Source organism: Chryseobacterium sp. T20 (assembly GCF_047345655.1).
Taxonomy (GTDB): Bacteria; Bacteroidota; Bacteroidia; order Flavobacteriales; family Weeksellaceae; genus Chryseobacterium.
Window position 1 is genome coordinate 86663 of sequence record NZ_JBLFDU010000002.1, and the last position, 23857, is coordinate 110519.

General features: G+C 35.1%; 20 protein-coding genes and 1 tRNA gene. 14 read left to right on the top strand and 7 right to left on the bottom strand.

What is annotated here, in order from left to right; genetic code table 11:
* Positions 1-219: 219 nt before the first annotated feature.
* The 3 genes from ACMA47_RS05710 to ACMA47_RS05720 are packed head-to-tail and all read right to left on the bottom strand — an operon-like array spanning position 220 to position 5989.
* Entirely contained in the window at positions 220-420 is a 201-nt protein-coding gene (locus ACMA47_RS05710; RefSeq protein WP_062676176.1) for a hypothetical protein, read from the bottom strand.
* A 9-nt stretch (positions 421-429) separates the two neighbouring features.
* A complete protein-coding gene (locus tag ACMA47_RS05715; RefSeq protein ID WP_413929032.1) occupies positions 430-5247 on the bottom strand; it encodes a leucine-rich repeat protein in 4818 nt (1605 codons plus the stop codon).
* 1 nt (position 5248) lies between these two features.
* Positions 5249-5989: a hypothetical protein gene (locus tag ACMA47_RS05720; protein ID WP_413929033.1), complete on the bottom strand. Its 741-nt coding sequence runs from the start codon at positions 5987-5989 to the stop codon at positions 5249-5251.
* 575 nt (positions 5990-6564) lie between these two features.
* Here ACMA47_RS05720 and ACMA47_RS05725 point away from each other — a divergent pair.
* Complete coding sequence (locus ACMA47_RS05725; protein ID WP_413929034.1) at positions 6565-6936, top strand: transposase; 372 nt, start codon at positions 6565-6567, stop codon at positions 6934-6936.
* Positions 6937-7008: 72 nt separating this feature from the next.
* On the opposite strand, the gene ACMA47_RS05730 is transcribed toward ACMA47_RS05725, so the two are convergent.
* A tRNA-Gln gene (locus ACMA47_RS05730) sits at positions 7009-7079 on the bottom strand.
* A gap of 364 nt (positions 7080-7443) precedes the next feature.
* On the opposite strand from ACMA47_RS05730, the gene der reads away from it, so the two are divergent.
* Positions 7444-8754 carry a ribosome biogenesis GTPase Der gene (gene der / locus ACMA47_RS05735; protein WP_034696809.1) on the top strand — a complete coding sequence of 437 codons (1311 nt, stop codon included), beginning with the start codon at positions 7444-7446 and terminating at the stop codon, positions 8752-8754.
* Positions 8755-8914: 160 nt separating this feature from the next.
* Positions 8915-9565, top strand: coding sequence for a uracil phosphoribosyltransferase (upp, locus tag ACMA47_RS05740; protein ID WP_034696811.1), 651 nt, complete (start codon positions 8915-8917; stop codon positions 9563-9565).
* 1 nt (position 9566) lies between these two features.
* Here upp and ACMA47_RS05745 read toward each other — a convergent pair whose 3' ends face one another.
* The 3 genes from ACMA47_RS05745 to ACMA47_RS05755 all read right to left on the bottom strand — a co-directional run bounded on the left by ACMA47_RS05745 (position 9567) and on the right by ACMA47_RS05755 (position 12932).
* The gene (locus tag ACMA47_RS05745; RefSeq protein WP_413929035.1) at positions 9567-10253 is read right to left on the bottom strand and encodes an alpha/beta fold hydrolase; all 687 of its coding nucleotides are present in this window, start codon (positions 10251-10253) and stop codon (positions 9567-9569) included.
* Positions 10254-10449: 196 nt separating this feature from the next.
* Complete coding sequence (locus ACMA47_RS05750) at positions 10450-11103, bottom strand: ComF family protein (RefSeq protein WP_413929036.1); 654 nt, start codon at positions 11101-11103, stop codon at positions 10450-10452.
* A gap of 347 nt (positions 11104-11450) precedes the next feature.
* Positions 11451-12932: a helix-turn-helix domain-containing protein gene (locus tag ACMA47_RS05755; RefSeq protein ID WP_413929037.1), complete on the bottom strand. Its 1482-nt coding sequence runs from the start codon at positions 12930-12932 to the stop codon at positions 11451-11453.
* A 126-nt stretch (positions 12933-13058) separates the two neighbouring features.
* Between ACMA47_RS05755 and aceB the strand changes: the two genes are divergently transcribed.
* The 11 genes from aceB (at position 13059) to ACMA47_RS05810 (ending at position 23810) form a co-directional block, all read left to right on the top strand.
* Positions 13059-14633, top strand: coding sequence for a malate synthase A (aceB, locus tag ACMA47_RS05760; RefSeq protein ID WP_413929038.1), 1575 nt, complete (start codon positions 13059-13061; stop codon positions 14631-14633).
* Positions 14634-14732: 99 nt separating this feature from the next.
* Positions 14733-16013 carry an isocitrate lyase gene (gene aceA, locus ACMA47_RS05765; RefSeq protein WP_413929039.1) on the top strand — a complete coding sequence of 427 codons (1281 nt, stop codon included), beginning with the start codon at positions 14733-14735 and terminating at the stop codon, positions 16011-16013.
* Between the two features lie 181 nt (positions 16014-16194).
* Positions 16195-16767: an OmpH family outer membrane protein gene (locus tag ACMA47_RS05770; RefSeq protein ID WP_413929040.1), complete on the top strand. Its 573-nt coding sequence runs from the start codon at positions 16195-16197 to the stop codon at positions 16765-16767.
* A gap of 129 nt (positions 16768-16896) precedes the next feature.
* Positions 16897-17286: an acyl-CoA thioesterase gene (locus ACMA47_RS05775; RefSeq protein WP_413929041.1), complete on the top strand. Its 390-nt coding sequence runs from the start codon at positions 16897-16899 to the stop codon at positions 17284-17286.
* A gap of 37 nt (positions 17287-17323) precedes the next feature.
* Entirely contained in the window at positions 17324-17845 is a 522-nt protein-coding gene (locus tag ACMA47_RS05780) for a hypothetical protein (protein WP_413929042.1), read from the top strand.
* A gap of 88 nt (positions 17846-17933) precedes the next feature.
* Positions 17934-19100, top strand: a complete 1167-nt coding sequence (locus tag ACMA47_RS05785) for a hypothetical protein (RefSeq protein ID WP_413929043.1) — start codon at positions 17934-17936, stop codon at positions 19098-19100.
* Positions 19101-19186: 86 nt separating this feature from the next.
* Positions 19187-20629 (top strand): serine hydrolase, encoded by a 1443-nt coding sequence (locus ACMA47_RS05790; protein ID WP_413929044.1) that lies wholly within the window; start codon positions 19187-19189, stop codon positions 20627-20629.
* A 72-nt stretch (positions 20630-20701) separates the two neighbouring features.
* Entirely contained in the window at positions 20702-21148 is a 447-nt protein-coding gene (locus ACMA47_RS05795) for a 6-pyruvoyl trahydropterin synthase family protein (RefSeq protein WP_034696824.1), read from the top strand.
* 20 nt (positions 21149-21168) lie between these two features.
* Positions 21169-21939 (top strand): UDP-2,3-diacylglucosamine diphosphatase, encoded by a 771-nt coding sequence (locus ACMA47_RS05800; protein WP_034696825.1) that lies wholly within the window; start codon positions 21169-21171, stop codon positions 21937-21939.
* Between the two features lie 196 nt (positions 21940-22135).
* Positions 22136-23128 (top strand): acyl transferase, encoded by a 993-nt coding sequence (locus ACMA47_RS05805; protein WP_413929045.1) that lies wholly within the window; start codon positions 22136-22138, stop codon positions 23126-23128.
* A gap of 136 nt (positions 23129-23264) precedes the next feature.
* Positions 23265-23810, top strand: a complete 546-nt coding sequence (locus ACMA47_RS05810) for a hypothetical protein (RefSeq protein ID WP_413929046.1) — start codon at positions 23265-23267, stop codon at positions 23808-23810.
* Positions 23811-23857: the final 47 nt, after the last annotated feature.

Genomic DNA, 23857 nt, shown 5'->3' on the forward strand with positions numbered 1-23857 from the left:
GTTTGTAGTCAAAATCGAACAAATGTCGAACCAAATAGTTGAAGACCTGATAGCTCTATCAAAGCTTCTAACTGATTTGCCATTATATTCGGTAGTATTTTGAGATTTTTAAACATGTAAATTTTATAATTATTTATTTTTATCCTAAGATCTGTATCGTATTTTCAGGACAAGTCATTAATTTCCGTTCGGGAAATAGGTAATAAAATTTATCATTTTTTAATTAATTTCTTCTGTTCGAACCTCAATATCAATTTCTTCAAAATCATCAGGAGTTTCCTGAATTGGTTCTTGAAGTCTTATTCCATCAAGATAATAAGTTGTTCCCAAATAGATTTCATCGCCAAAAACAACTCCATCTATTTTTCTTTTAAAGCATTTCCCAGGATCCGCTTTAATTATATTGTCTGTCTGTGTCATATTTTATTATTATGTTATCGGATAAATTTTTGCGGCAAAATAGCTCCAGTTGGTTGCCGTTTTATAAGCAGAAACGCTTGCGGCGGGTACATGAATTTCTACTTTATCAATAATAATCCCATCAGAAACGAGATTTGTACCTACCAAAATAGGAGGTGTTGTTGCCAATACTTTTACTACTACTTTTTTAACACTGGTTTGACCACCAGCTGCACTCAGATGCATGCAACCATTTGCCAAATAATTAATAGAAGCGGGAAATATAATAGTCATTTCACTTTCACCAGTCCTTAATCTTAGTTTTAAACCCAATGAATCTATTCTTTCCAGACTTGTACATCCTGTAAGATCAACAAAATTAGTAACATAATCTTCAACATTTGCATTGTTTATATTTGTAGTAAGCATTTCCGGAAATATTCGCGTGATATAAGGGAGATTGTATTTACCAGCTTTGGGATACATGTAGGTAAACGAATATACATCGTAAATCTTAACATTTTTAAACAAATTAATGTCTATGTATTTTCCCATAATTGGGGAAATACCCAATTCTTCAACGTTATCAAAGCTGCCATTTATAACACTTGTATCGTATAATTGAAAGGCATTTCTACCTATTTTCTTGATATTGGGTGGAAAAGTTATACTTAACAATGTGTTATTATCAAATGCGTGATCTCCAATAGTTTCTACATTTGTAAAAAATCTAAATTCATCAAAACTTCCACCTAAAAATGTTCCTGAATTAGTATAAGGATTAAAAGTATTGGCAGGTATATCAGTAACAGATCTTGCCTCTGAAAAGCTTAATTCACCATCACCATTAGTATCATAGATTTTTAATAATGTAGTTTTTCTTTGTATATCCGAAATCTGAATAAAATTGGTAATACTTGTATAAGTAAAATGAAAGTCGGGCCAATTCGCTTCCATGAAATCTTTATCTTCTTGATAAATATTAGCAAAAGTCCATTTTCCTTCAACGATAGAATGTGGGGTTGTATTACCTAAATCATCAACTCCTTTAGCATTGATAAGTGGAAAGAAATTTTCGCTAGAAGTACTATTTCCATTTAGATTATTAATTCTCACTCTGCTCAAATTTTTTAGATTTGAAACAATGTCATTAACATTAATTAAAGGGCAATCTTTGATAACAAGTGTTTTAATTGAACTTGCTGTAAAAGTTAAGTTAGAATTTTTAATAAATTTTTGATTATCTAATATTAAAGTACTTGCTGTACTTGGCAAAATTAAGGAAGCAAGCAAACCACCTTTTGGCAATAATACCGACGATATTCCTGTTCCTGCAGCGGAAATATTTTTAATACTTGTACAAGGAGTAAGATCTATTGACTGTTTTAGATTTGGACAATTCGTTACATCCAACTCTTCCAGAAGTGTATTATTACCAATAAACAAGTTTCTCAAATTTTGATTTGAATAACCGGAAATTTGACTTCCAATTCGAAGCCTCGACAAATTCATCGCTTTTGAAACATCTAAAGTACCAAGATACTTTCCTGACAAATCTCCAAGATCTTTAATTGCAGATGCACCATAGATAATAGTTTCTGTATCGTTAAAAGTAATAGCCGGAGCTTGAACTAAAGATGCAACATTTTTTCTAAGCCTCGCACGGCTGATATAGGAACCAAACTTAATTTTAGTGTATCCGTCTTTTTGAGCAGTTAGTAAAAAATTAGCATTGGGAGCAACTACAGGCGTGCCCGAAGGGGTATAAAGTCTCATCGTGATATAATCAGAAGAGAAAGTAGAGGTGTCATACTTTCCGTCCATATATCTGAATCTATTTAATAACCAATAATTCCTGTGTGATTTTCTTGAGCCTTGTGCGGTGTATAAGTAACTTCCGTTCCCAGCAACAACCAAAGGATCTATATATTTATATTTCGCATCTTCATTAAAAATACTTTCCGCCCATTTGTCAGATTCTAATGTGTTAAAATAAGTGTTGCACTTATCATAAGTCAGAATTCCTGAAGCTCTCATTTGCTGATACAAAGCCGTAATTTCAGTATCAAAAGCTACTTCAACCAATTTCCAAAGCTCGGATAAGGCCCCATTCCAGACAAAACCACTTCCTACTTCGTCGTGAGCTTCCACCCAGTAATCATACACATTGTGGCCTTCGTTATTAAGACCTAAAACCGTATCATTATCATAAAAAATAAGATACCAACGGTTGTTTCCTTGCGCATCCGGATACATCGCAAACATTTGATTTTTAGCGCGCTGATCGACCATTGCAAAAAATTCAGTGAATACATAATAAAACAGTAAAAACTGAATATTAAAATGATCTGGAGCCTCGGTTTTGAATTTTGCAGGATTATTTTTGCAACTCACAATCCATCTATGCAAAGCTTCAAGATTCGAAGTATCTTCATTATCTTCCGGATATCTTCCCTCAAAATCATTTTTCCATAAATGCTTACCATTTTCGTCTACACTTTGAAAATCTGTAGCAATAAATAATGTATTATCTGATGTATTGTTTAAAAATTCCCAGCATTCCTGACCCCCTGTAAAACCCGTTGTCGCTTCATTTGACTTATCATTGTTAAAATTATATTTCCCTAAGAAAATACGCTCCGAATCTGGTGTCGCTCTGTGAAATATAAGCATTGGAAACCCGTCCATCGTAGTACGGATATTGGGATCAATTAATTGTGGTGGAACTAAATAACCCAATTGATTTAAAGAATCTTGAGCAAGCCTCGCCAGACCAATGTTGTGAGAACCTGAAGATTCCATGAAGTCAGCTTTAAAAGTAAATGTCTTTTCCGCCAAGGAATTATCACGAAGCTTGTATTTTGAAGAATTTATTTCACCATTTTTAAAACCTCCATTAAATTTGATTTTAAAGTTTTTTCGGGGATAATATTGTGAGGATGTACCCTGAACATCAATACTCGCATTTACATAAGAAAACGATTTTGTAGGATCTTGAGCATTTTCATACTCTCCAACAATTGTTTTTTTATCGCCTTTATAAGTTGGCAAATCTCCAACAATGGTTAAGCATGGAATTGATTGTAAACATTTATCGTAGGACAAATTTCCGAATGCATCATACAATTTATTTCTCTCGTAAATGTTGACTTTTTCAACCAGGTTATCCATGTCAGCAATAAAATTCGACAACATCTGATCGGCGTTTAGATTATTATTATAAACCCGAATATTATATAGATTAATATTACAATCACTGCTTCCAATAGTAATGTTTTGGGGAGCTTGTTGTAAAAAGCTGTCTAATGAATTATACTGATATAATGAAGATATAATTCCATTGATATACACAAATACCAATCTTTGATCTGCAACCTTTGTAACGACTACACTTACACGAATCCTTTCCTCTTCTTTAAAAAATATGGACGTGCTGTCCTGCTCAGAACTGAACGAAAACGAATTTGAGGTAGCAACAAATCCAACATTTCCATTTTTACAAGAAAAAATAGTACTGTCACTGTTTTTTATATCTGAAGTTGAAAATTCAAATTCTAATGTTTTACCACCTGTTTTAAAATCGTTATCAAATATTTTAAAAGGAATCTCAACCCTTGCATTTCCGCTCACTTTAAGTGCCACAGAACCCTTTGAATCTTGAACCCACCCATTGGTGCTGAAATCAAAATCAGTAAGAGTACATGACAGGTTTTTGTATTTCCACTCGTTTTTGTTAATCTCTGAATTGCTTCTGTTTCGACTGCTTAAAAATAATTCCAAGCCTAACGTTTCGGCTTCAACTTGAATATCGAAAGCAGTTACAACTACTGAAGTATTTTTTGTGACATTGCCACATTTAAAAGTTACAGTGTGCGCACCTGAGTCCGTAAATGTATAGGTGAACTTCTGCAAACTTCTATTTACAAGTAATTCAGAAACCTTCGCTCCATCGACCAAAATCTCAACATCGCTATAATTTGACGATGGTGAATACACCAGATATTCAATCGAAGTTGGAGCATATTGATTAGCAACAACATTATTTGCTGAAGAAACCAGAGGCGTTAAATTACCGGCAACAACGCTGATGATATCTGTAAATAAGTGATTGCTTTCAATGATCTCTCCTGACAAATCAGCGGTCATATACACCTCTAAGATATGAACTCCGTGCGACTGTGCAGGAATTTCATAAAGGAGCTCTTTGTTATTTATTGAAGTAACTACAGGCGGAAGATCTGATCCGTTTAATTTGAAATGAATCGTCTTCTCGACATTCCCGGTTGGAATATATCGAAAAATGATGGGCCCCGAATTAATAGTGGTCTTGTCGTATGTAGTACTTAAAGCAAGTGCTATTGTTTGAATATCATATTTTAATTTCCTATTATTTCCATAACTATCGGTTATACTAAGCGTTATTGTATTATCTCCCGCCAAAATATATGACGTGATATCTATCTCATTGGCTCCCTGATTAATGTTTTTATTAAATAGGATCGTGTTTCCTTTTAAAATACTCGCAGTTCCTCCGCCAGTCTCGCTACCATCAACGCTGTCGATGGATGACCACGAAAAAACTATTCTAACTTCACTTCCAAATGATTTTACGAACGATGCAGGTATTTCAGATTTTGCGCGGAAAACAATTCCATTGCCTCCTCCGGTTCCACCACCAGTTCCATATTCACTTTCTGACTTTTCTCCTAAAGCTGAATATGCAATCTGTTTAATGATTTTTCCATCTTCATTTTTAATAAAAAACATGACGGGATAAATGAAATTATCTGCAACTTCTTTATCTGATCTTTCATAATTTGTAAAATAAATTCTTCCTGTATATCTCATTTTAATCTTCTTGTGTTAAATCAATAAAACCATCTGTTCCACCTCCAGGCATATTAACCTCCAGAACAGACCAAACAAAACCGTCAAAGGAAATTATTCCGAAATTTTCAATCGTAACTCCTGAAGCATTTTCGTAAACTCCACTCCCTGCCCAAAACCATTTTGCTGATCCCGGCTTAACAATAATATTATCAGTAGGCCTTACAATTCCTCCAAAGGAAGAATTTGCTCCTGAACCTTTAAGCAATTCTATCTGCTCCCTGTTTTCTTTGATATAGTCTACGATTTTCTGAAGCTTATCAAGGTTGTCATCATTCGAGGTTAGTATTTCGTTGATTTTTGCAGTCAGCTCAAGCATTTCATTATCTTTTGCCTGAAGTATATTTACAATTTCCTCGATTTGCTCCTTTGTATAGACATTTCCGGTTTCTTCACCATCGTCTATAGTGGCTGCTAGTTTGATCTTTAATTTTTCTTTCCATTCTTCCACATTTCTAGCAGTAAGATTGGATGCATTAAGTTTTGCGAGCACTAAATTGTGTGCGCTTTCATCTTGCAGATGATTTGTAAAAGTTGTGCTGGATACCGTTTTTTGAAAAGTTTCATTTAAACCCATTACCTCATCCATCCTGATGTTTTCATCTAAATGACGGAATGAAGAAAAGGTCTGCTGAAACTGCTGTTCTGTGGGTATATCACCCTTTTCAAACCAGCTAAATATTGTTTTTAATGGTACTTTCATTATTATTGGAAATTAGTTTTTATAAAATTGATGATTTGAGGGAAAGTCTATTCTTGATAGACTTATTGTAGTTAAATAGAATTCTATTTCTTTTGAGCAATTATTGATTTTCGCCCTCTTTTACCGTACTGTCAATTAGTGAATTATTAATAGGGTTACAACTTAGAAAACATATATTTTTGCAATGTTTTTTTGTAATTTATTTTAAATCAACTACATTCTTTTACATTTTTTCTATGCTGTTTTCTTGGTGTATTTTTTTGACTCCAATGATCATTCACATTCTTTAGAGTGCAAATTTCATTGTTTTTTGGTCCCTATAAAAGTTTTTTGGCCTCACTATCCTGTAGTTGCAGTAACAAGTATTTTTAACCGAAATAAGACGGTGTGAATTAATAATCAATTCATCAATACTTTATATGAGTACCATAAATGGGATCAGTCTCAAAAGTTGTGGATGTAGTGTTAAGTTTTTAAATTTGGAATATGTATATTCCTGACGAGCTAGTAAAGCTCTTACTTCCGGATTTTTAGTAGAGCACTTTGATATCATAAAAGCAGAAGAAGTTGATGGAGTGCTTCCTATCTATTTTAAGGAGAAGAGTATCATTCCCCAAGAATTCACCCATCGTCCATATTATTCTAATGGTTTTCACTCTTCGGTTCTTGTTGAAGATTTTCCTTTGAGGGGAAAACGGGTTCTGCTTCATATCAAAAGAAGGAGATGGATTGATAAAACTACTGGAGAATCTATCTTAAGAAAAACAATAATGAATCATTATAGAGAAAGCTTAGCCTTTTTTGACAAAAGAAGTACTCATGCTTCTGCTGAATCTTTTAATGCTAAAATCAAAAACTTCAGAATGCAGCATAGAGGGGTAAAGGATAGAGCATTTTTCCTCTTTAGATTAACCAAACTTTTGTGCTTGATCCTCTTTTATGACTAATTCAGTATCTCCCTTTTTTATTTTTCAAAAAGGGAACAAAAACCAAAAACCATCCTTAAAAAGGATGGTTTGTAGACCCACAGGGATTCGAACCCCAGATGACTGAACCAAAATCAGTAGTGTTACCGCTACACCATGGGTCTGTTTCTATGCCGCGAAATTATAGAAATTATTTTAAATATGAAAATCTAAATTAAAGATTAATTAACATAATAAGGATGTAAAATGCTTTACTTATTGATATCCAAATAATTATTTTTCAATAAAATTTTAAAAAAAATGTGTTTCTACCCAGAAACAGTAGATTTGTGGATATTATCTGTTCAATTTGAAGAGTAAGGTTTACATTAATTTATCCGATGGATAATAACTTTCCGCCTCCTTCTCCCAGCTTCCATCTGTTAAATAATAAAACCCTATCTTTGCAAAAAATTGGGCTCCAAAAGTTGGAGTAACCCATTAATAACATATCCTTGAGCAAAGTAAGAGGATTATTAAACATTTTTTATGTCAAATATTGTCGCAATCGTTGGACGTCCCAACGTAGGAAAATCCACGCTTTTTAATCGTTTATTAGAAAGAAGAGAAGCTATTGTAGATTCTACAGCTGGTGTTACCAGAGACCGTCACTACGGGAAATCAGACTGGAATGGAGTAGACTTTACGGTAATTGATACCGGAGGGTATGATGTAGGTACAGATGATATCTTTGAAGAAGAAATCCGTAAACAGGTACAATTAGCAGTGGATGAAGCCACTTCTATTATCTTTATGATGAACGTAGAAGAAGGACTTACTGACACAGACTACGAAATCTACAGACTTCTTAGAAGATCCAACAAACCAATTTATATTGTTATCAACAAAGTAGATTCTGCAAAGGAAGAACTTCCTGCAACAGAATTCTATCAGTTAGGAATTGATAAATATTACACGCTTTCTTCTGCTACAGGTTCAGGAACAGGAGACTTGCTAGATGATATCGTTAAAGATTTCCCTACTACAGAATATAAAGATCCTTTCGAAGGGCTTCCTAAAATCACGATTGCAGGTCGTCCAAACGTAGGAAAATCTACGATGACCAATGCATTATTGGATGTTGAAAGAAATATCGTAACCGATATTGCAGGAACTACCAGAGACAGTATCCAGACTTTGTACAACAAATTCGGACATGAGTTTGTATTGGTAGATACAGCAGGGATGAGAAGAAAGTCTAAGGTAAACGAAGATCTTGAATTCTACTCTGTAATGAGATCGATCCGTTCTATTGAGTATTCTGACGTCGTGATCATCATGGTGGATGCAACACAAGGATGGGAATCTCAGGATATGAATATCTTCGGTTTAGCTCAGAAAAACAGAAAAGGAATTGTAATCCTTGTGAATAAATGGGATTTGATTGAGGATAAGGAGACCAATACGATGCGTGATTTCGAAAAATCAATCAAAGATAAAATCGGTCAGTTCCAGGATATTCCAATCTTATTCGTTTCAGCTTTAACGAAGCAGAGAATCTTAAAGGCTGTAGAAGTAGCCATGGAGGTGTATGAAGACCGTAAGAAGAAAATTAAGACTTCAAAACTGAATGAAGTAATGCTTCCGATCTTCGAACAGACACCACCACCGGCGTTGAAAGGGAAATACATTAAAATCAAATATTGTGTACAGCTTCCTACGCCTTCACCACAGTTTGTATTCTTCTGTAACCTTCCACAATATGTGAAAGAACCATATAAGAGATTTACTGAAAACCAGTTGAGAAAACAATTCGGGTTTACCGGGGTTCCAATTGAAGTTTATTTCAGACAAAAATAATAAGAACTACTGTTCACAAAAACTCCGGCAAGCAAAGCTTGCCGGAGTTTTTTATACCATCAGAACGGACTTCTCCTTCAACGCAATCTTTCAATTCGTTTTTTAGTTGTAATTTTGCAGCAATTAATATCAATTAACTGAAATTAAAAATAAAATTTTCATGCTTACTATTTTATCGCAACACTTTTCTCTGGTCAACGAATGGATTAACGAACTTAGAAACGTTACTATCCAGCATGACCGAATGAGATTCAGAAGAAATATGGAAAGAATCGGGGAGATTGCCGCTTTTGAAATCAGTAAAGGACTGGAGTATAGAGAAGTTGAAATTCAAACTCCTTTAGATACAATAAAAAGCAGGGAAATTGCTGTGCAACCGGTTATTACAACCATTTTAAGAGCTGGAGTTCCGTTATTCGAAGGAATCCTGAATTACCTCGACAGAGCAGACTGCGGTTTTGTGGCAGCTTACAGAAAACATGATGCCAACGATTATTTCTCAATCAAACAGGATTATCTTACCTGCCCAAGCATCGAAGGCAGACCTTTGATCGTAGCAGATCCCATGTTGGCAACCGGAGCTTCTTTAATTGAAGCGATCAAAGACTTATTAACCAATGGAAATCCAACCCAGCTTCATATCGTAGCAGCCATTGCTTCAAAACAAGGCGTTGAAACAATTCAGAATGCTTATCCTGAAGCGCACATCTGGGTAGGAGCTATCGATGAACATTTAACTTCAAAAGGATATATCACTCCTGGATTGGGTGATGCCGGAGATTTAAGCTACGGAGAAAAACTTCAGAGATAACTTAAGAAAGATTCCAGAAATCTTTTATTAAGTTCAATAATAAATCAGGTCGTACTTTATCCATAGGATGCTTTGTATCCGGGAGTACGGCCAATTTTGCGTTTGGAAGGCTTCTGTACACTCTCATACTTTCTTCAATAGTGACCATATTATCTTTATCTCCCACCATAATTTGAGTTGGAGTAGTAATTGTGGCAAAATTATTTTCCAGAGGAGGATTTTTACCTAAATCAATCATTAAATCAGCAATAGCCGGAAGAAGTTGTTTCCATTTTGTTCCGTGCTGTGATTCTAAAAGCTGAGCATACTGCGGAATTTTTTCAAGAATAATATCAGGATTAAGCATCTTACTTTCTTTTAAAGCCTGCTCCTCAGTCCAGTCGAACTTTGTTCCCAATGTTATAATAGAATTTACATTTTCAGGGTTTTCCATGGCATAACAAAGCGCAACATAGCCACCCATACTATGTCCGAAAATTGATACTTCAGTCAAATTGTTCACCTTACAATATTCAGATAATTCCTGAGTATATTTTTCAATATTGATGCCATCTGCAGGGAGTTCCTGATCTCCGTGTCCTGAAAATAAAGGGGTGTGTACCGTGAAAGATTGGGACAGCGTATTCAGATAAGGTTTGAAAATGTCGCTGTGACCTAAAGCTCCGTGCAGTAAAAGCAGATTTGGCATAGTTGTATAGTTTCCGGAAAATTAGGAAAAAGAATTGAATCATGAAAATAGATTAAGTGGGTGTTTGAGAGAGTTTAGAAGCATTTAGGTTTGGAAATATTTTTGAATATGATCCGTGCCCAAAATCCCGCACCTCATATCTCGGAACTCGTATCTCGTATCTCACCATCCCGAAACTCGTACCTCGCTCCCCGCCTCAAATGTCCACAGCCATCACCAATACACTTACTTTATTGTCTCCGGCATTCAAAATCTCCCACGCAACCGATGACACTGTGTTTCCCGTGGTGAAAACATCGTCAATCAGGAGAATGTGCTTCCCGGAAACGGGTCGGGTGACTGAAAATGTATTAATGGTTTCCAATCTATGCTTCTTGTCTTTTAAAGCCTGAGCTTTTGAGTAGTAATTTCGTTTAATTAATTGATGATCGAAAGGGATTTTGTAAAATGAAGACAACGTTTCTGTGAATAAATGAAGTTGATTATATCCGCGCTCTTTGAGTTTCCTGGGGTGAAGAGGAACATTTATTAGTAAATCAGGTTTTTTATTATTGAAATTAAGGCGTTCTGTAGTCCAGTTGGCAAGAATCTTTCCTGTTTTTTCCCTACCTCTGTATTTGAGGTCATGAATAATCTTACGGCTTAAACTTTCTTCTTCAAATTGTATTAAAGAATAAGCGTTTTCAACGGGAAATAATAAACTGCATTTTTCCTTAACAGGGTTATTTTCAAAATAATTGTAATGGGTAAAATGAATCTGGTTAAAACAAAGGCCACAAACCAAAAGCTCAGAATCAATGATTGTGTTGCAGTGGATGCAGCGGTTAGGAAACAATACATCTAATATCATAGTGTGTTTTTACTAAGATATAAAATAATCGTCAATTTTTGCGTTGCAAAGTCAATCGTGAATTATTATTAATGATGATGTTCGCAAAGGTTTGTCAGTTTATCTCATATATCATTCACCAGCAAATTTCATTGAGCAGAGGAAGGATTTTTTCGTTGCTGAGTGAAACTTTATAACGATCGGAAAAGTTATAAATAGTATAGAAAACTTTGCAAACTCCGCGTTTAGAAAAATAAGTTACCCGTAAATTTCAGCAGCAAACCGATTATTCACAAACCCAAATCTCGCATCCCGAACCTCACATAAAAATTCACAAGCGAAGCGCATTGACAATTCATCATTCACTTTTAAACATCTTCAAACGTTTTCCTGATTTTTTCTACAGAATTTTTCATACTCAGATTAAAATGCTCCTTTTCCAGTCTCACAGGAGGTGCCTGTCTTACTTCACAATCTGCAATACTGCAGGATTCGCAGGTGACTCCAACATTGATGGTTTTTAAAGAAGGAGATTTGATAAACCCTATTTTTTTTATTGTTTGAGAATTCAGTAAAATCCCCAGACAATAACTTCTGTTGCTTCCATCTGAGAAAGGATTTTTTTGTGAAGTAGAAATCACAAGATAGCTTATTCCCTGATCTTTATAATGAGAAATCTGAGCATCCGTCAGAGTTTCATTTTCTTTTAAATCACCAAGATTTTTCACCGCAATCCATCTTCTGCAATAATGTTCATTGGTGGCATTGGCGTGAGGAGCCTGTTGATGGTTAAGATGGAGCTCTTTTAAAATCTGAATTTTATCCGAATTTTTCTTTTTTACCAGACATAGATAGAACAGATCTTTGATTCCCATTTCAGCCGAAAGAATATTGGTCAGTCGATAATAGAAGGTTTCCGGTGAGCGGGTAAAACTATTAATCAGACTTTCGAAATTTTTAGGCTCCCATTTATTTTGCTGGAAAAACTCGGAGGACTTTTCAATAACGGGTTCTTTTGAAATGAGCAACGCTCCTGCAAAATAAGATGCATAAAAGTTATTCAGTATCTCTTCAAAACTTCCGAAATCCAGCCATGAATACGTGTTAGGACGATTTTTTAATTCCAGTACATTGAAGCCGATTTCCTTTGCCAGGATGAACGTTTTCTGATCCTTTTCCAGTTTTTGATTCAGAAGTAAAAGCTTTTTTTCAGGAATAAAAAGAGAACGCAGATTATCCAGCGTTCCATATTTCTCAAAATTTTCAGACTGAATGGTATAGCTGAATTTTTCTTCAAGAATTTTCTCCAGAACATCAGACTTTAAGTTTTTTCCTATCTGTAATTGATTTTCTTCAGTAAACAGTTCTACTTTTTCCTCAATTTCCGGGAAATAATTATCATATAATTCCTGGAATGACCTTAGTACGGCAAAATAAAATCTTTCCTTTCCAAGATTATAATTCTGAGAAATTTCAATTAGAGCATTGATAAAAGCCGTTACTTTTTTAGGAGCATCGCTAATGATGCTGATAAGGTTGTTCTTATTGATGCCAAACAATTCCAGTGGGACTTCTTTGAAGAAATCAGACTGAAGAATTTCGTTGAAAGGAGCCAGACTTTTATCCAGCTTGGTAGAAACCAGATCATCGAAAGTACAACTCAGTGCTTCAGAAAGCTGAATAATTTTATCATGCTTGGGATATTTTTTTCCGTTCTCAATTTCGTTGAGGTAAGATTTTGATAATCCTGTTTTTACAGCAAGGTCCTGCAGAGACCAGTTTTTCTTTTGTCTCTGCTGTTTCAGTTTTAGCCCAAAAACTGTTTTGATAAAGTCGCTTTCTGAATTCATTACTCAAATATAAATAATTAGATGCGATTATTCGCATAATAAATTTTAAATAAATTTAGCGAACGTTCGCTGTTTGTGAAAATTTTTATTTATGTTTGTAACATCAAATCACAAAATCAATAAGTTATGGAAACCAAGACTCAATTAGAAATAAAGTCACAGAAGCAGTTTGAGGAAATATTTACTCCTGATTTGGCAGATTTTCTGATTTCGCTTCATCGGAACTTTAATCATAAAAGACTTGAACTTTTAGAAGTAAGAAAAAATACCCAGCATAATTTTGACAAAGGAAATCTTCCCGAGTTCTTAAAAGAAACAGCAGAGATCCGAAACGGGAATTGGGCATGTGCTCCGCTTCCTGAAGATATGTTGGATAGAAGAGTAGAAATTACCGGTCCTGTTGACCGCAAGATGATTATCAATGCTTTGAATTCCGGAGCCTCTACGTTTATGGCTGATTTTGAAGACAGCAGCTCGCCGGTTTGGGATAACTGTATCCAGGGACAGATTAATCTTTCTGATGCTATTAACCGAAAGATAGATTTTGTTAACGAAAAAGGAAAAGCGTACACCCTTAATGAAAAAACGGCTGTTTTACAGGTTCGTCCACGGGGGCTTCATCTTCCGGAAAAACATATTGAAATCAATGGTGAGAAAGCTTCCGGATCGCTGACTGATTTTGGAATCTATTTTTTCAGAAATGCAAAACAGCTTTTGAAAAATGGAAGCGGCCCTTATTTTTATCTTCCAAAATTAGAACACTATAAAGAAGCCCGATGGTGGAATGAGGTTTTTGTTTTTGCCCAAAACTACCTTGGAATTCCGGAAGGAACGATTAAAGCTACTGTTTTAATAGAAACCATTACTGCTTCATTTCAGATTGATGAAATTTTATTTGAATTAAAAGAACATAGCGCAGGATTGAATTGTGGAAGATGGGATTATATTTTCTCTTACATTAAAAAATTCAGAAACCTTCCCGAATTTATCGTTCCGGACAGAGATCAGGTGACAATGACTTCTCCTTTTATGAGTGCATATTCAAAAAGAGTGATCGAAATCTGTCATAAACGAAATGTACATGCAATCGGTGGTATGGCAGCCCAGATTCCTGTAAAAGACAATGATGAAGCTAATCGTATTGCTTTTGAAAAAGTAAAAAACGATAAAGAAAGAGAAGTGAAAAATGGTCATGACGGAACCTGGGTTGCACATCCGGCATTGGTAGCGGTGGCAAAAGAAATTTTTGATGAGTATATGCCTTCCAAAAATCAGATCGATAAAAAATTTGAATATCATATAACAGAAAGCCAGCTGCTGGAAATCCCCAAAGGAGATATTACCGAAAAAGGAGTCCGAAAAAATATCAATGTAGGAATTCTTTACCTTGAAAGCTGGTTGATGGGAATTGGCGCTGCCGCTATTTATAATCTGATGGAAGATGCCGCTACTGCTGAGATTTCAAGAACACAAATCTGGCAATGGCTGAAAAACGAAGCGGTCCTGAGTGATGACAGAACATTAACCCGAAGCATGGTACTACAGTGGGAAAAAGAAGAAATGGACAATATTGAAAAGTATGTAGGAGAAACCCGTTTCCAAAACGGAAAATTTAACCTTGCCAAAGAACTTTTCAATGAGCTGATCTTCTCTGAAAATTTTGAAGAATTTCTAACCCTTAAAGCATACCCTTTTATCTAATTTGAGAGTGAGAGAGTAGGAGTGTCCGAAAATTTGACAATCATATCTCGTATCCCGAACCCCGAACCCCAAAATCTAATCAAACAAAATCCAAATATTATGAAAACAAGACAAGAACAAATCCAGGCTATAGAGCAAGATTGGCTGACAAATCCACGTTGGAACGGTGTAAAAAGACCTTATACAGCAGAAGAAGTTTTAAAACTTCGAGGTTCTTATACCATAGATTACACAATTGCTACAGAAATGTCCAAAAAATTCTGGGATAAACTGAATACTCAGGATTATGTGGCAGGACTTGGGGCATTGACAGGTAATCAGGCAGTGCAGGAAGTAGATGCCGGCCTGGAAGCAATATATCTTTCAGGATGGCAGGTGGCTGCAGATGCCAATCTTTCAGGGGAAATGTATCCTGATCAGTCATTGTATCCGGCCAATTCGGTGCCTTCAGTTGTAAAGAAAATTAATAATGCTTTATTGAGAGCAGATCAGGTGCAGTCTGTAAGCGGAACAGGAAATAAAGAATATCTTGTGCCTATCATTGCAGACGCTGAAGCAGGCTTTGGAGGTAATCTGAATGCTTTTGAACTGATGAAACAGATGATTGAAGCAGGAGCAGCTGGGGTACATTTCGAAGATCAGCTTTCTTCGGCCAAAAAATGTGGACACTTAGGAGGAAAAGTATTGGTGCCTACACAGGAAGCAGTCAATAAACTGATTGCGGCACGTCTGGCTGCTGATGTACTTGGAGTTCCGAGTCTTATTATTGCAAGAACGGATGCGGATGCTGCAGATCTGCTGACTTCTGATATTGATGACAGAGATAAGAAATTCGTTACGGGAGAAAGAACTTCTGAAGGATTTTATGTAGTGAAAAATGGAGTAGAGCAAGGTATCGACAGAGGTCTGTCTTATGCTCCCTATGCAGATCTGATCTGGATGGAAACTTCAAACCCTGATCTGGAGCAGGCCAAAAGATTTGCAGAAGGAATTCATGCGAAATTTCCAGGGAAAATGCTGGCTTATAACTGTTCACCTTCATTCAACTGGGCAGCGAGACTGAGCGTGGAAGAAATGTCTACTTTCCGTGAAGAGCTGGCTAAAATGGGATACAAATTCCAGTTTATTACCCTTGCAGGATTCCACGCTTTGAACACAGCTATGTTTGAACTGGCATTAGCTTATAAAGAAAGAGGAATGGCAGGATATTCAGAACTTCAGGAGCGTGAGTTTGCATTACAGCAGAAAGGATTCAGAGCGGTAAAACACCAGTCTTTTGTGGGAACAGGATATTTTGATGAAGTACAGAATATTGTGACCAATGGCTCTTCCGCTACTGTAGCGATGAAAGATTCTACAGAAACGGCACAATTCCATTAGTCGTTTTTCCATATTTTTTTGATGTTAAACCTTCTCGTCTGTGGGAAGGTTTTTCTTTGATTTAAAAGTGCTTAAGCCTGTTTTTACAATGTGAATATTTCAAAATAATAAAGAAATAAATACGACATGATAAGTAATTGAAATTTGAATTATATTTGGGGCTGAAAAAATATTATTAAAAATGAATTTAATTAAAGTACTTTTTATTACATTAGGATTAACCCTTACTGCAAATGCTGCAAAAGCCCAACAGAAGATTGGAAGCGTGAATACTGATGATATTTTTGCAAGTTTACCTGAAGTAAAAACAATAACTGCAACTGTGGATAACCTGACAAAGACCAAGCAGACTGAAATTGAAAAATTAATTGGTGATTATCAGGCTAAGCTGAAAGCAGCGCAGGATAAAGAAAAGACTCTTAGTGAAGCTAACAAAGAAGCCGTGACTAAAGAACTGATAGCGGCACAAACAGAATTACAGACTATAGGTAAAAAAATTGAAGAATCAAGAGCACAGGCTGCTAAAGATATTTCTGCAAAACAAAATGAATTGTTTACTCCGTTACAGCAAAAAGTAAAAGCTGCTATTTCTGCGGCTGCTAAAGAAAGAAGTATCAATTATGTTTTTGATATTGCATCTCAGGAAGCTAATAATCTTGTGTATAACGATGGAAGTGAAGATATCACAGCACTTGTAAAAACTAAATTAGGAGCTACAGCAACGCCTGCAAAACCTGCCGGAAAATCTAAATAAGAAATTCAATATACTGAATATTGTAACGGAATCAGAACTTATGATTCCGTTTTTTTATGCATAAAAGTGTGGGGTTGAATGAAGAAAGTTTTGTTTTAAAATGATACATTTGAGTAAACTTTCAGCAGAATGAATTTAATGTACGAAAAACAGATCAAAGTAACAGAAGAACATATTGATCAGAATAATCATGTGAATAATGTACAATATGTGCACTGGGTGGAAGAAGTAGCAGCGGAACACTGGGATCTTCTGAAACAGCAAACAGAATATGTCAACGATGCCTGGATGCTTCTGGATCATCATATCCGATATAAAAAACAGGTTTATCTGGGTGATATCATTACGGTAAGAACTTATCCTCTGACTCCCGAAGGAGCCAAACAGCCAAGAAAAGTTGAATTCTATTGCAATGACGAACTTGTGGTAGACTCAAGTACGCTTTGGATTCTGTTTGACCCTGAAACCAAAAAAATAAAACGTCTGGAAAACGAGTGGCTGGAGAAGTTTTTTAATTAGAACAAGGTGTGGAGTAAAACAATTTTAATGTGTTAAAATGGAATTTGAGTATAAAAAGAATAAAATTGTAGGCAATTTGATATTGGGGTATTTTTATCTGTGTTTTACCGTTTTTATTTCTGGTGCCATTGTACGTAAAATGATTCTGGACTGGAATGAACTTTCATTATCAAAGATATTTTACTCTGCTGTTCCGGTTTTACTGTTTTCTTTTCTTACTTATCTCTTTTTGGGAACAGCATTAATCAGAAAAAAATATTATTTGCGAAATATAAGGGAAGAAGCTAAAATTGATCCTTTAGAAAAGCAAATCATAGTATTGGATAAACAGAGCCAAAAAGAGAGAAAAATAGATTTTGATAAAATTAAAGCCGTTGAATTGTATTATTCATGGAACTCAAATGCCTTTTCATCAGATCTGGGATATTCTAAAATTGTGATTGAGGATAATACTGAACCTATTTTGATTACTCAGAATAATATTAATCAATACCACATCTATAAAGCTTTTAAGAATAAAGTAACTGTAAATAAATCAAAATTTGCCAATAACTTATAAAGAAATGATTTGAGCCAGACTTCTTAGGTTGTTGGCTCTAAATTTGTAGCTTACCGGATGGTAATTATCAATCAAAAACTAAATACACATGAAATTCTCTTATTCGCTGGCTTTACTCTTGTTAAGCATAATAGGCTATGGCCAGGAAAATTCTTACTGGTTTACGGATGATATCAAAAAGAAGGTATCAGACTCTACTCAAGGTCAATCCTGGAGAAGCCAGATGGCAGCAACATACTACTCAATAAGCGGACAATATCAACCTGCCCTGGAAAGTTGGGATGAGACTTTTGGACGTGTAAAAAAGTTGAGTACTGCAGATAGCCTGAGATTCACAAAATTAACCCCTGTCAATGCAAAAGATTATATCTTAGACAGAGCTGCCAGTGAACAGATTATCATCATTAATGAAGCTCATCATAATGCCAGTCACAGAGCATTTACATCTTCCTTACTTCAGGGATTATATGACAAAGGCTACAGATATCTGGGGCTCGAAACATTAGCGAGTGATTCTTTAAATACCACAAAATTTGCTACTCTCAGTAGCGGATATTATTCCAAAGAACCGGAATTTGGAAATTTTATCTACCATGCTTTGAAAATTGGATTTACACTTTTCTCTTACGAAGCAGAAGGAAATAACAAAGAAAGAGAAATTGGAGAAGCAAAAAATATCTTCGATTTTATGCAGAAAAATAAAGAAGGTAAATATTTGATTTATTGCGGTTACCAGCATGCTTATGAAGGGGTTCATAAATCCTGGGAGAAAACAATGGCGGGAAGGCTTTCAGACTTAACAGGTGTGAATCCTTTTACCATTGATCAAACTCAGTTTTCAGAAAAAAGTAACCTGAAGTATAATGAACCACTTTTAAGATTGACAAATAATACGGTTCCTGTTGTTTTAAAAGATGAAAACCAGGGAATATACAATGGTGAAGACAAAGAATTGTATACCGATATTAAAATCATTCATCCCGTTACAAAATACATTAAAGGCAGACCAAATTGGATGTTGAACAAAAACAGAAAGCTCTATAATATTTCAGCTTCTAAAGTTTCAATATATCCGGCCTTGGTTTTAGCATACAGAAAAGGAGAGTTTGAAAAACAGGGAATTCCTGCTGATATCATTGAGCTCAAAACTTCCCAAGACAGCCGTTTTTTAATTCTTGATAAAGGAGATTATGAAATTGTTATCAAAGACAAAGAGTACAAAGTCGTTAACAGATTTGAAAAAACGATAAAATAATATCTGAAGTAACAGAATTTTTTCTTTAATGTAATACAATAAGGCACACAGCTGTTTTACTAAGGAAACTTCAAACAGACATCTCCATGAAATCATCTATTTTAACAATATTATTTTCAGGCTTTTTCTTTACAACTTATGGTCAGACTGCAGAACAATCGAAAGCGATAGACAGTTATATAAAGAAAGTTATTCAAATCAATGAGATACCGGGAATGGCCGTGGGAATTGTTACCAACAATAAAGTGACTTTTCAGAAATACTACGGAACAGAAACTTTGGAAAGTGATAAAAAAGTAGATCAAAATTCCATGTTCAGGGTGTATTCTACTACAAAACTGATGTCAAATGTTGGGCTTTTTCAGCTTGTTGAGCAAGGAAAACTTTCTGTGGAAGATAAAATTTCAAAATATGTTGACAATATACCGGCAGAATGGCAAAATGTGAAGGTGAAAAATTTATTATCCCATTCTTCAGGATTGCCGGACTGGATTAATTTCAGTGATATTGCAACAGATGCTACCAACGCTGAGGTTATTAATCGACTGTCAAAAGAAAAAATGGAATTTGAAACTGGAAGTGATTACAGGTATAATCAGACCAACTACATGTTGATTACGATGATCATTGAAAAAATAACAGGAGAGAAATTTGAAGATTATATCCTGAAGAATCAGTTTTCAGATTCCAAAAATCAGGTGGTATTTTCATCCAATTCCATTGAAAAAATTCCTAATAGGATTGTAAAATATATCTACAACAAGGATAAACACCAATACGAAAAATCCACATTTGTAGAAGGGAGAAGAGCGCACTCAGCGAATGGCCTAGCGATTGCATTGCCTGCGTTTTTACAATGGAGCATTCATTTGAGTAAAAATGATTTTCTGAAACCTGCCACACAAGCGTTGATGTGGAAACCATTTGAATACAAAAATAAAGAGATCACCTTTACTCATGGTTGGGATATGGATACCTTTAATACGATAAACTCTTATAATTTTTCAGGGGGAAATGTAAGTGCTTACAGAATTTTTCCGGATCAGAATATGGCTATTATAGTGATGTACAACGGATATAAAGAATTTCCGGTTTTTTACCCTATGATCAATCAGATTGCAGGCATGATGGATAAACGAATGCTTGATCCATACATGGTGGCAGAAGAATACACAAAGTCTGAACCTTTTGTTCATCCCAATCTTAAAAAAGAAAACTATGGCTATCGAACTGAAAAGGATAATATCATTTTTTCTTATAAATTTCCTCAAGGACAAAGCATAGAGTACATCAAAAGTATTTCAGTTACTGGCTCTTTTAATAACTGGAATTCTGATGATAAGCCGTATTATATGAATCTGAAAAAGAACAACACTTTTGAATTGGTACTTCCAAAATCTCATTTCGAAAGTGGAAAAACTTACCAGTTTAAATTGGTTATGAATAAAAAAGGCTGGCTTTCTGTACCTTACCATGCAATCAATGTAGATGGAACCCAGGATCATAATCTGACTTTCAAAATTGATTAAAAAAATATTTTAAAATCGCTGTAATAGAAACAGTCTTTTCTGTATTAAGCTGTTTTATCCTATCTTTGTACTATGATACGTATTACAAAAATTTTTACATTCGAAACGGCTCACGTGCTTTACAACTACGATGGGAAGTGTAAAAATATGCATGGACATTCCTATAAACTGTTTGTAACAGTGAAAGGAAAACCGATTAATGATATTGAAAATCCTAAAAATGGAATGGTGGTAGATTTCGGAGATATCAAAAGTATCGTAAAATCTGAGATCGTAGATGTATGGGACCATGCGGTTCTTGTCAATGCGCTGTCTCCACACAAAGAACTGGGAGATGACCTTGAGCAGAAAGGACATAAAGTAATCTATTGCAGTTTCCAGCCGACTTGTGAAAACATGTTGTATGCTATTGCTGCTAAAGTAAAATCAAGACTTCCCGAAGGAATTTCTTTAGCTTATCTTAAACTTCATGAGACAGAAAACTCTTATGGAGAATGGTTTGCAGAAGATAATCAATAATTTTTCACAAAACTCAGAAGGTGTTAAAAACAACAATTAATTTAGAACCTGGAAAAAAAGTATACTTTGCTTCAGATCAGCATTTTGGTGCTCCTACACCCAAGGAAAGCAAGGTGCGTGAAGAGAGGTTTATACGCTGGATGGATGAGATCAAAGAAGATGCTCAGGTTTTGTTTTTAATGGGTGATCTTTTTGATTTCTGGCATGAATGGAAGCATGTTATTCCTAAAGGATACGTTCGTGTGCTGGGGAAAATTGCAGAACTTAAAGACAGAGGAATCCATATTTATTTCTTTGTCGGAAATCATGATCTTTGGATGAAAGATTATCTGGAAGAAGAAATCGGATGTACCGTATTCTATCAGAAACAATATTTTGAAATGGGAGGGAAGCAGTTTCTGCTGGCTCATGGAGATGGTTTGGGACCTGGAGACAAAGGATACAAAAGAATGAAGAAACTGTTCACCAATCCGGTAGCTCAATGGTTTTTCAAATGGCTTCATCCGGATATTGCGATGAAAATTGCATTATACCTTTCCCAAAAAAATAAAATGATCTCCGGAGAAGAAGACAAAGCTTTTTTGGGAGAAGATAAAGAGTTTCTAATTATTTATTCCAAAGAAAAGCTGAAAACTCAGAAGATTGATTATTTCATCTATGGGCACAGACACCTGCCAATGGTGCTGGATCTGGAACAAAACGCAAAATATATCAACCTTGGAGACTGGATATCCTATTTCACTTACGGAGTTTTTGAAAAGGATTTTGAACTCAAGACTTTTGAAAAATAAAGCAAAAAAAAATTACCCCTAAAAAGAGGTAACTTTCGAACGGGTGGAAAAACCCACTCTTGTTTTTAATCCATATTCCAAGTAACACATTGCAATAAGTCTACCAAAATAGGTTTTATCCATTAAAAAATTATTAAATAACAATATTTTATCTCTGTAATTGCCTTGTAGTAAGGGATTAAGGAACTCAAAAATTATGGAATTGAAAAATATATTCAACATACAGACTGAACAGGATTTTCTGAATGCATCATTGAAAACATTTCGTTATCAATATGAAAATGTTGAAATATACCGGAAATTTGTTGATTTTCTGAAGGTGAATCCCGATGAGGTGGATAGCCTGACAAAAATTCCATTTCTTCCTATTGAAATGTTTAAAAATCATCAGATCCTGGATAAAAATGTGGCTGCTGATCTTTTCTTTCAAAGTTCAGGAACAACCCAGATGAATCTTTCCAAACATTTCATCGCAGATCCGGAGCTTTATGAAGAAAGCATTTATAAAAGTTTTGAACAATTTATCGGAAAACCGGAAGACTTTATTTTTCTTGGATTACTTCCAAGCTATCTTGAGAGACAAAACTCATCACTGATTTATATGGTGGACTATCTGATGAAGAAGTCTGCCAAACCGGAAAACGGATATTTTCTTTATAATCATGCTGAGCTTTTTGAGTTATTAAATACACTGCAGGGCAAAAAAGTTATTCTTTTTGGAGTTTCCTTTGCCTTATTAGACTTTCTTGATTACTGCCATGCTGAGCAAAGCGAAGAATCTCTGAACTTCCCTGAAAACTTAATCGTAATTGAAACCGGTGGAATGAAAGGACGAAAGGAAGAAATGACTAAGGATGAATTGTTGAAAATCTTGCAGGAAGGCCTTAAAACAGATAAAATATACTCAGAATATTCCATGACGGAGTTGCTTTCACAGGCTTATTCTCTTGGAAATAATGAATACGAATGTCCAAACTGGATGAGAATCATGGTTCGGAATGCAGAAGATCCTTTGGCTTATGAAAAAGAAGGGCGAACAGGAGCTATTAATATTATTGACCTTGCCAATACGCATTCCTGCTCATTTATTGCAACTCAGGACTTAGGGAAAATAGTTGGTGATAAATTTCAGGTATTGGGAAGAATAGATCATTCTGATATCAGAGGATGCAGCCTGCTGGTGAGTTGATGATTTTGGACATAAGAGAACAATTATGAATGGTCAATTCGCTTCGCTTGTCAATTTTAATGATACCTGAAAGTTTGCTTTTAAATCTGACATTATCATTAATACTTTTTACATTGTACATTTTACAATATTACCCATGATCAAAATAGAAGAACTTATACATGCCTATATTCATTCACACTGCGATTTTGAAAAAGAAATCGTGCTGACGAATTATTTTCAGGCAGATTGGGAAGCGGATATTCTGATCATAGATTCAGAAGGTGGAAGTCATGAAATAGAGATTAAGTTTTCAAAAAGTGATTTTAAAAATGATTTCAAAAAATCTTACCTGAACAAAGATACCGGAGAAAAATTTCTGAAACATGATAAAATTTCCTGTGGAGATTATGTATGCAATTCCTTTAGTTTTTTGCTCCCGATGGGAATGGTAGACGCAGCTCTTATCCCTGAACATTGTGGAATCATCGAATTCTATCATAATGTAGATACCTGGGAAACCGAATTCTATCTGATCCGCCAACCTAAAAAACTTCATGAAGATTCTTACTGGAAACTGAATGACAAAGATCTTTTTATCAGAAAAATGGCGCTTAATCTTCTTCAGCGTAAAATGGAAATCAAAGGAAAACATGAAGAGCTCATCTTTAAAAATCCTTTTGAAATCAAAAAACTGAAATAAAAAAATCCTGCCGCCTGACAGGATTTTATCATTAAATATTGTTTAAA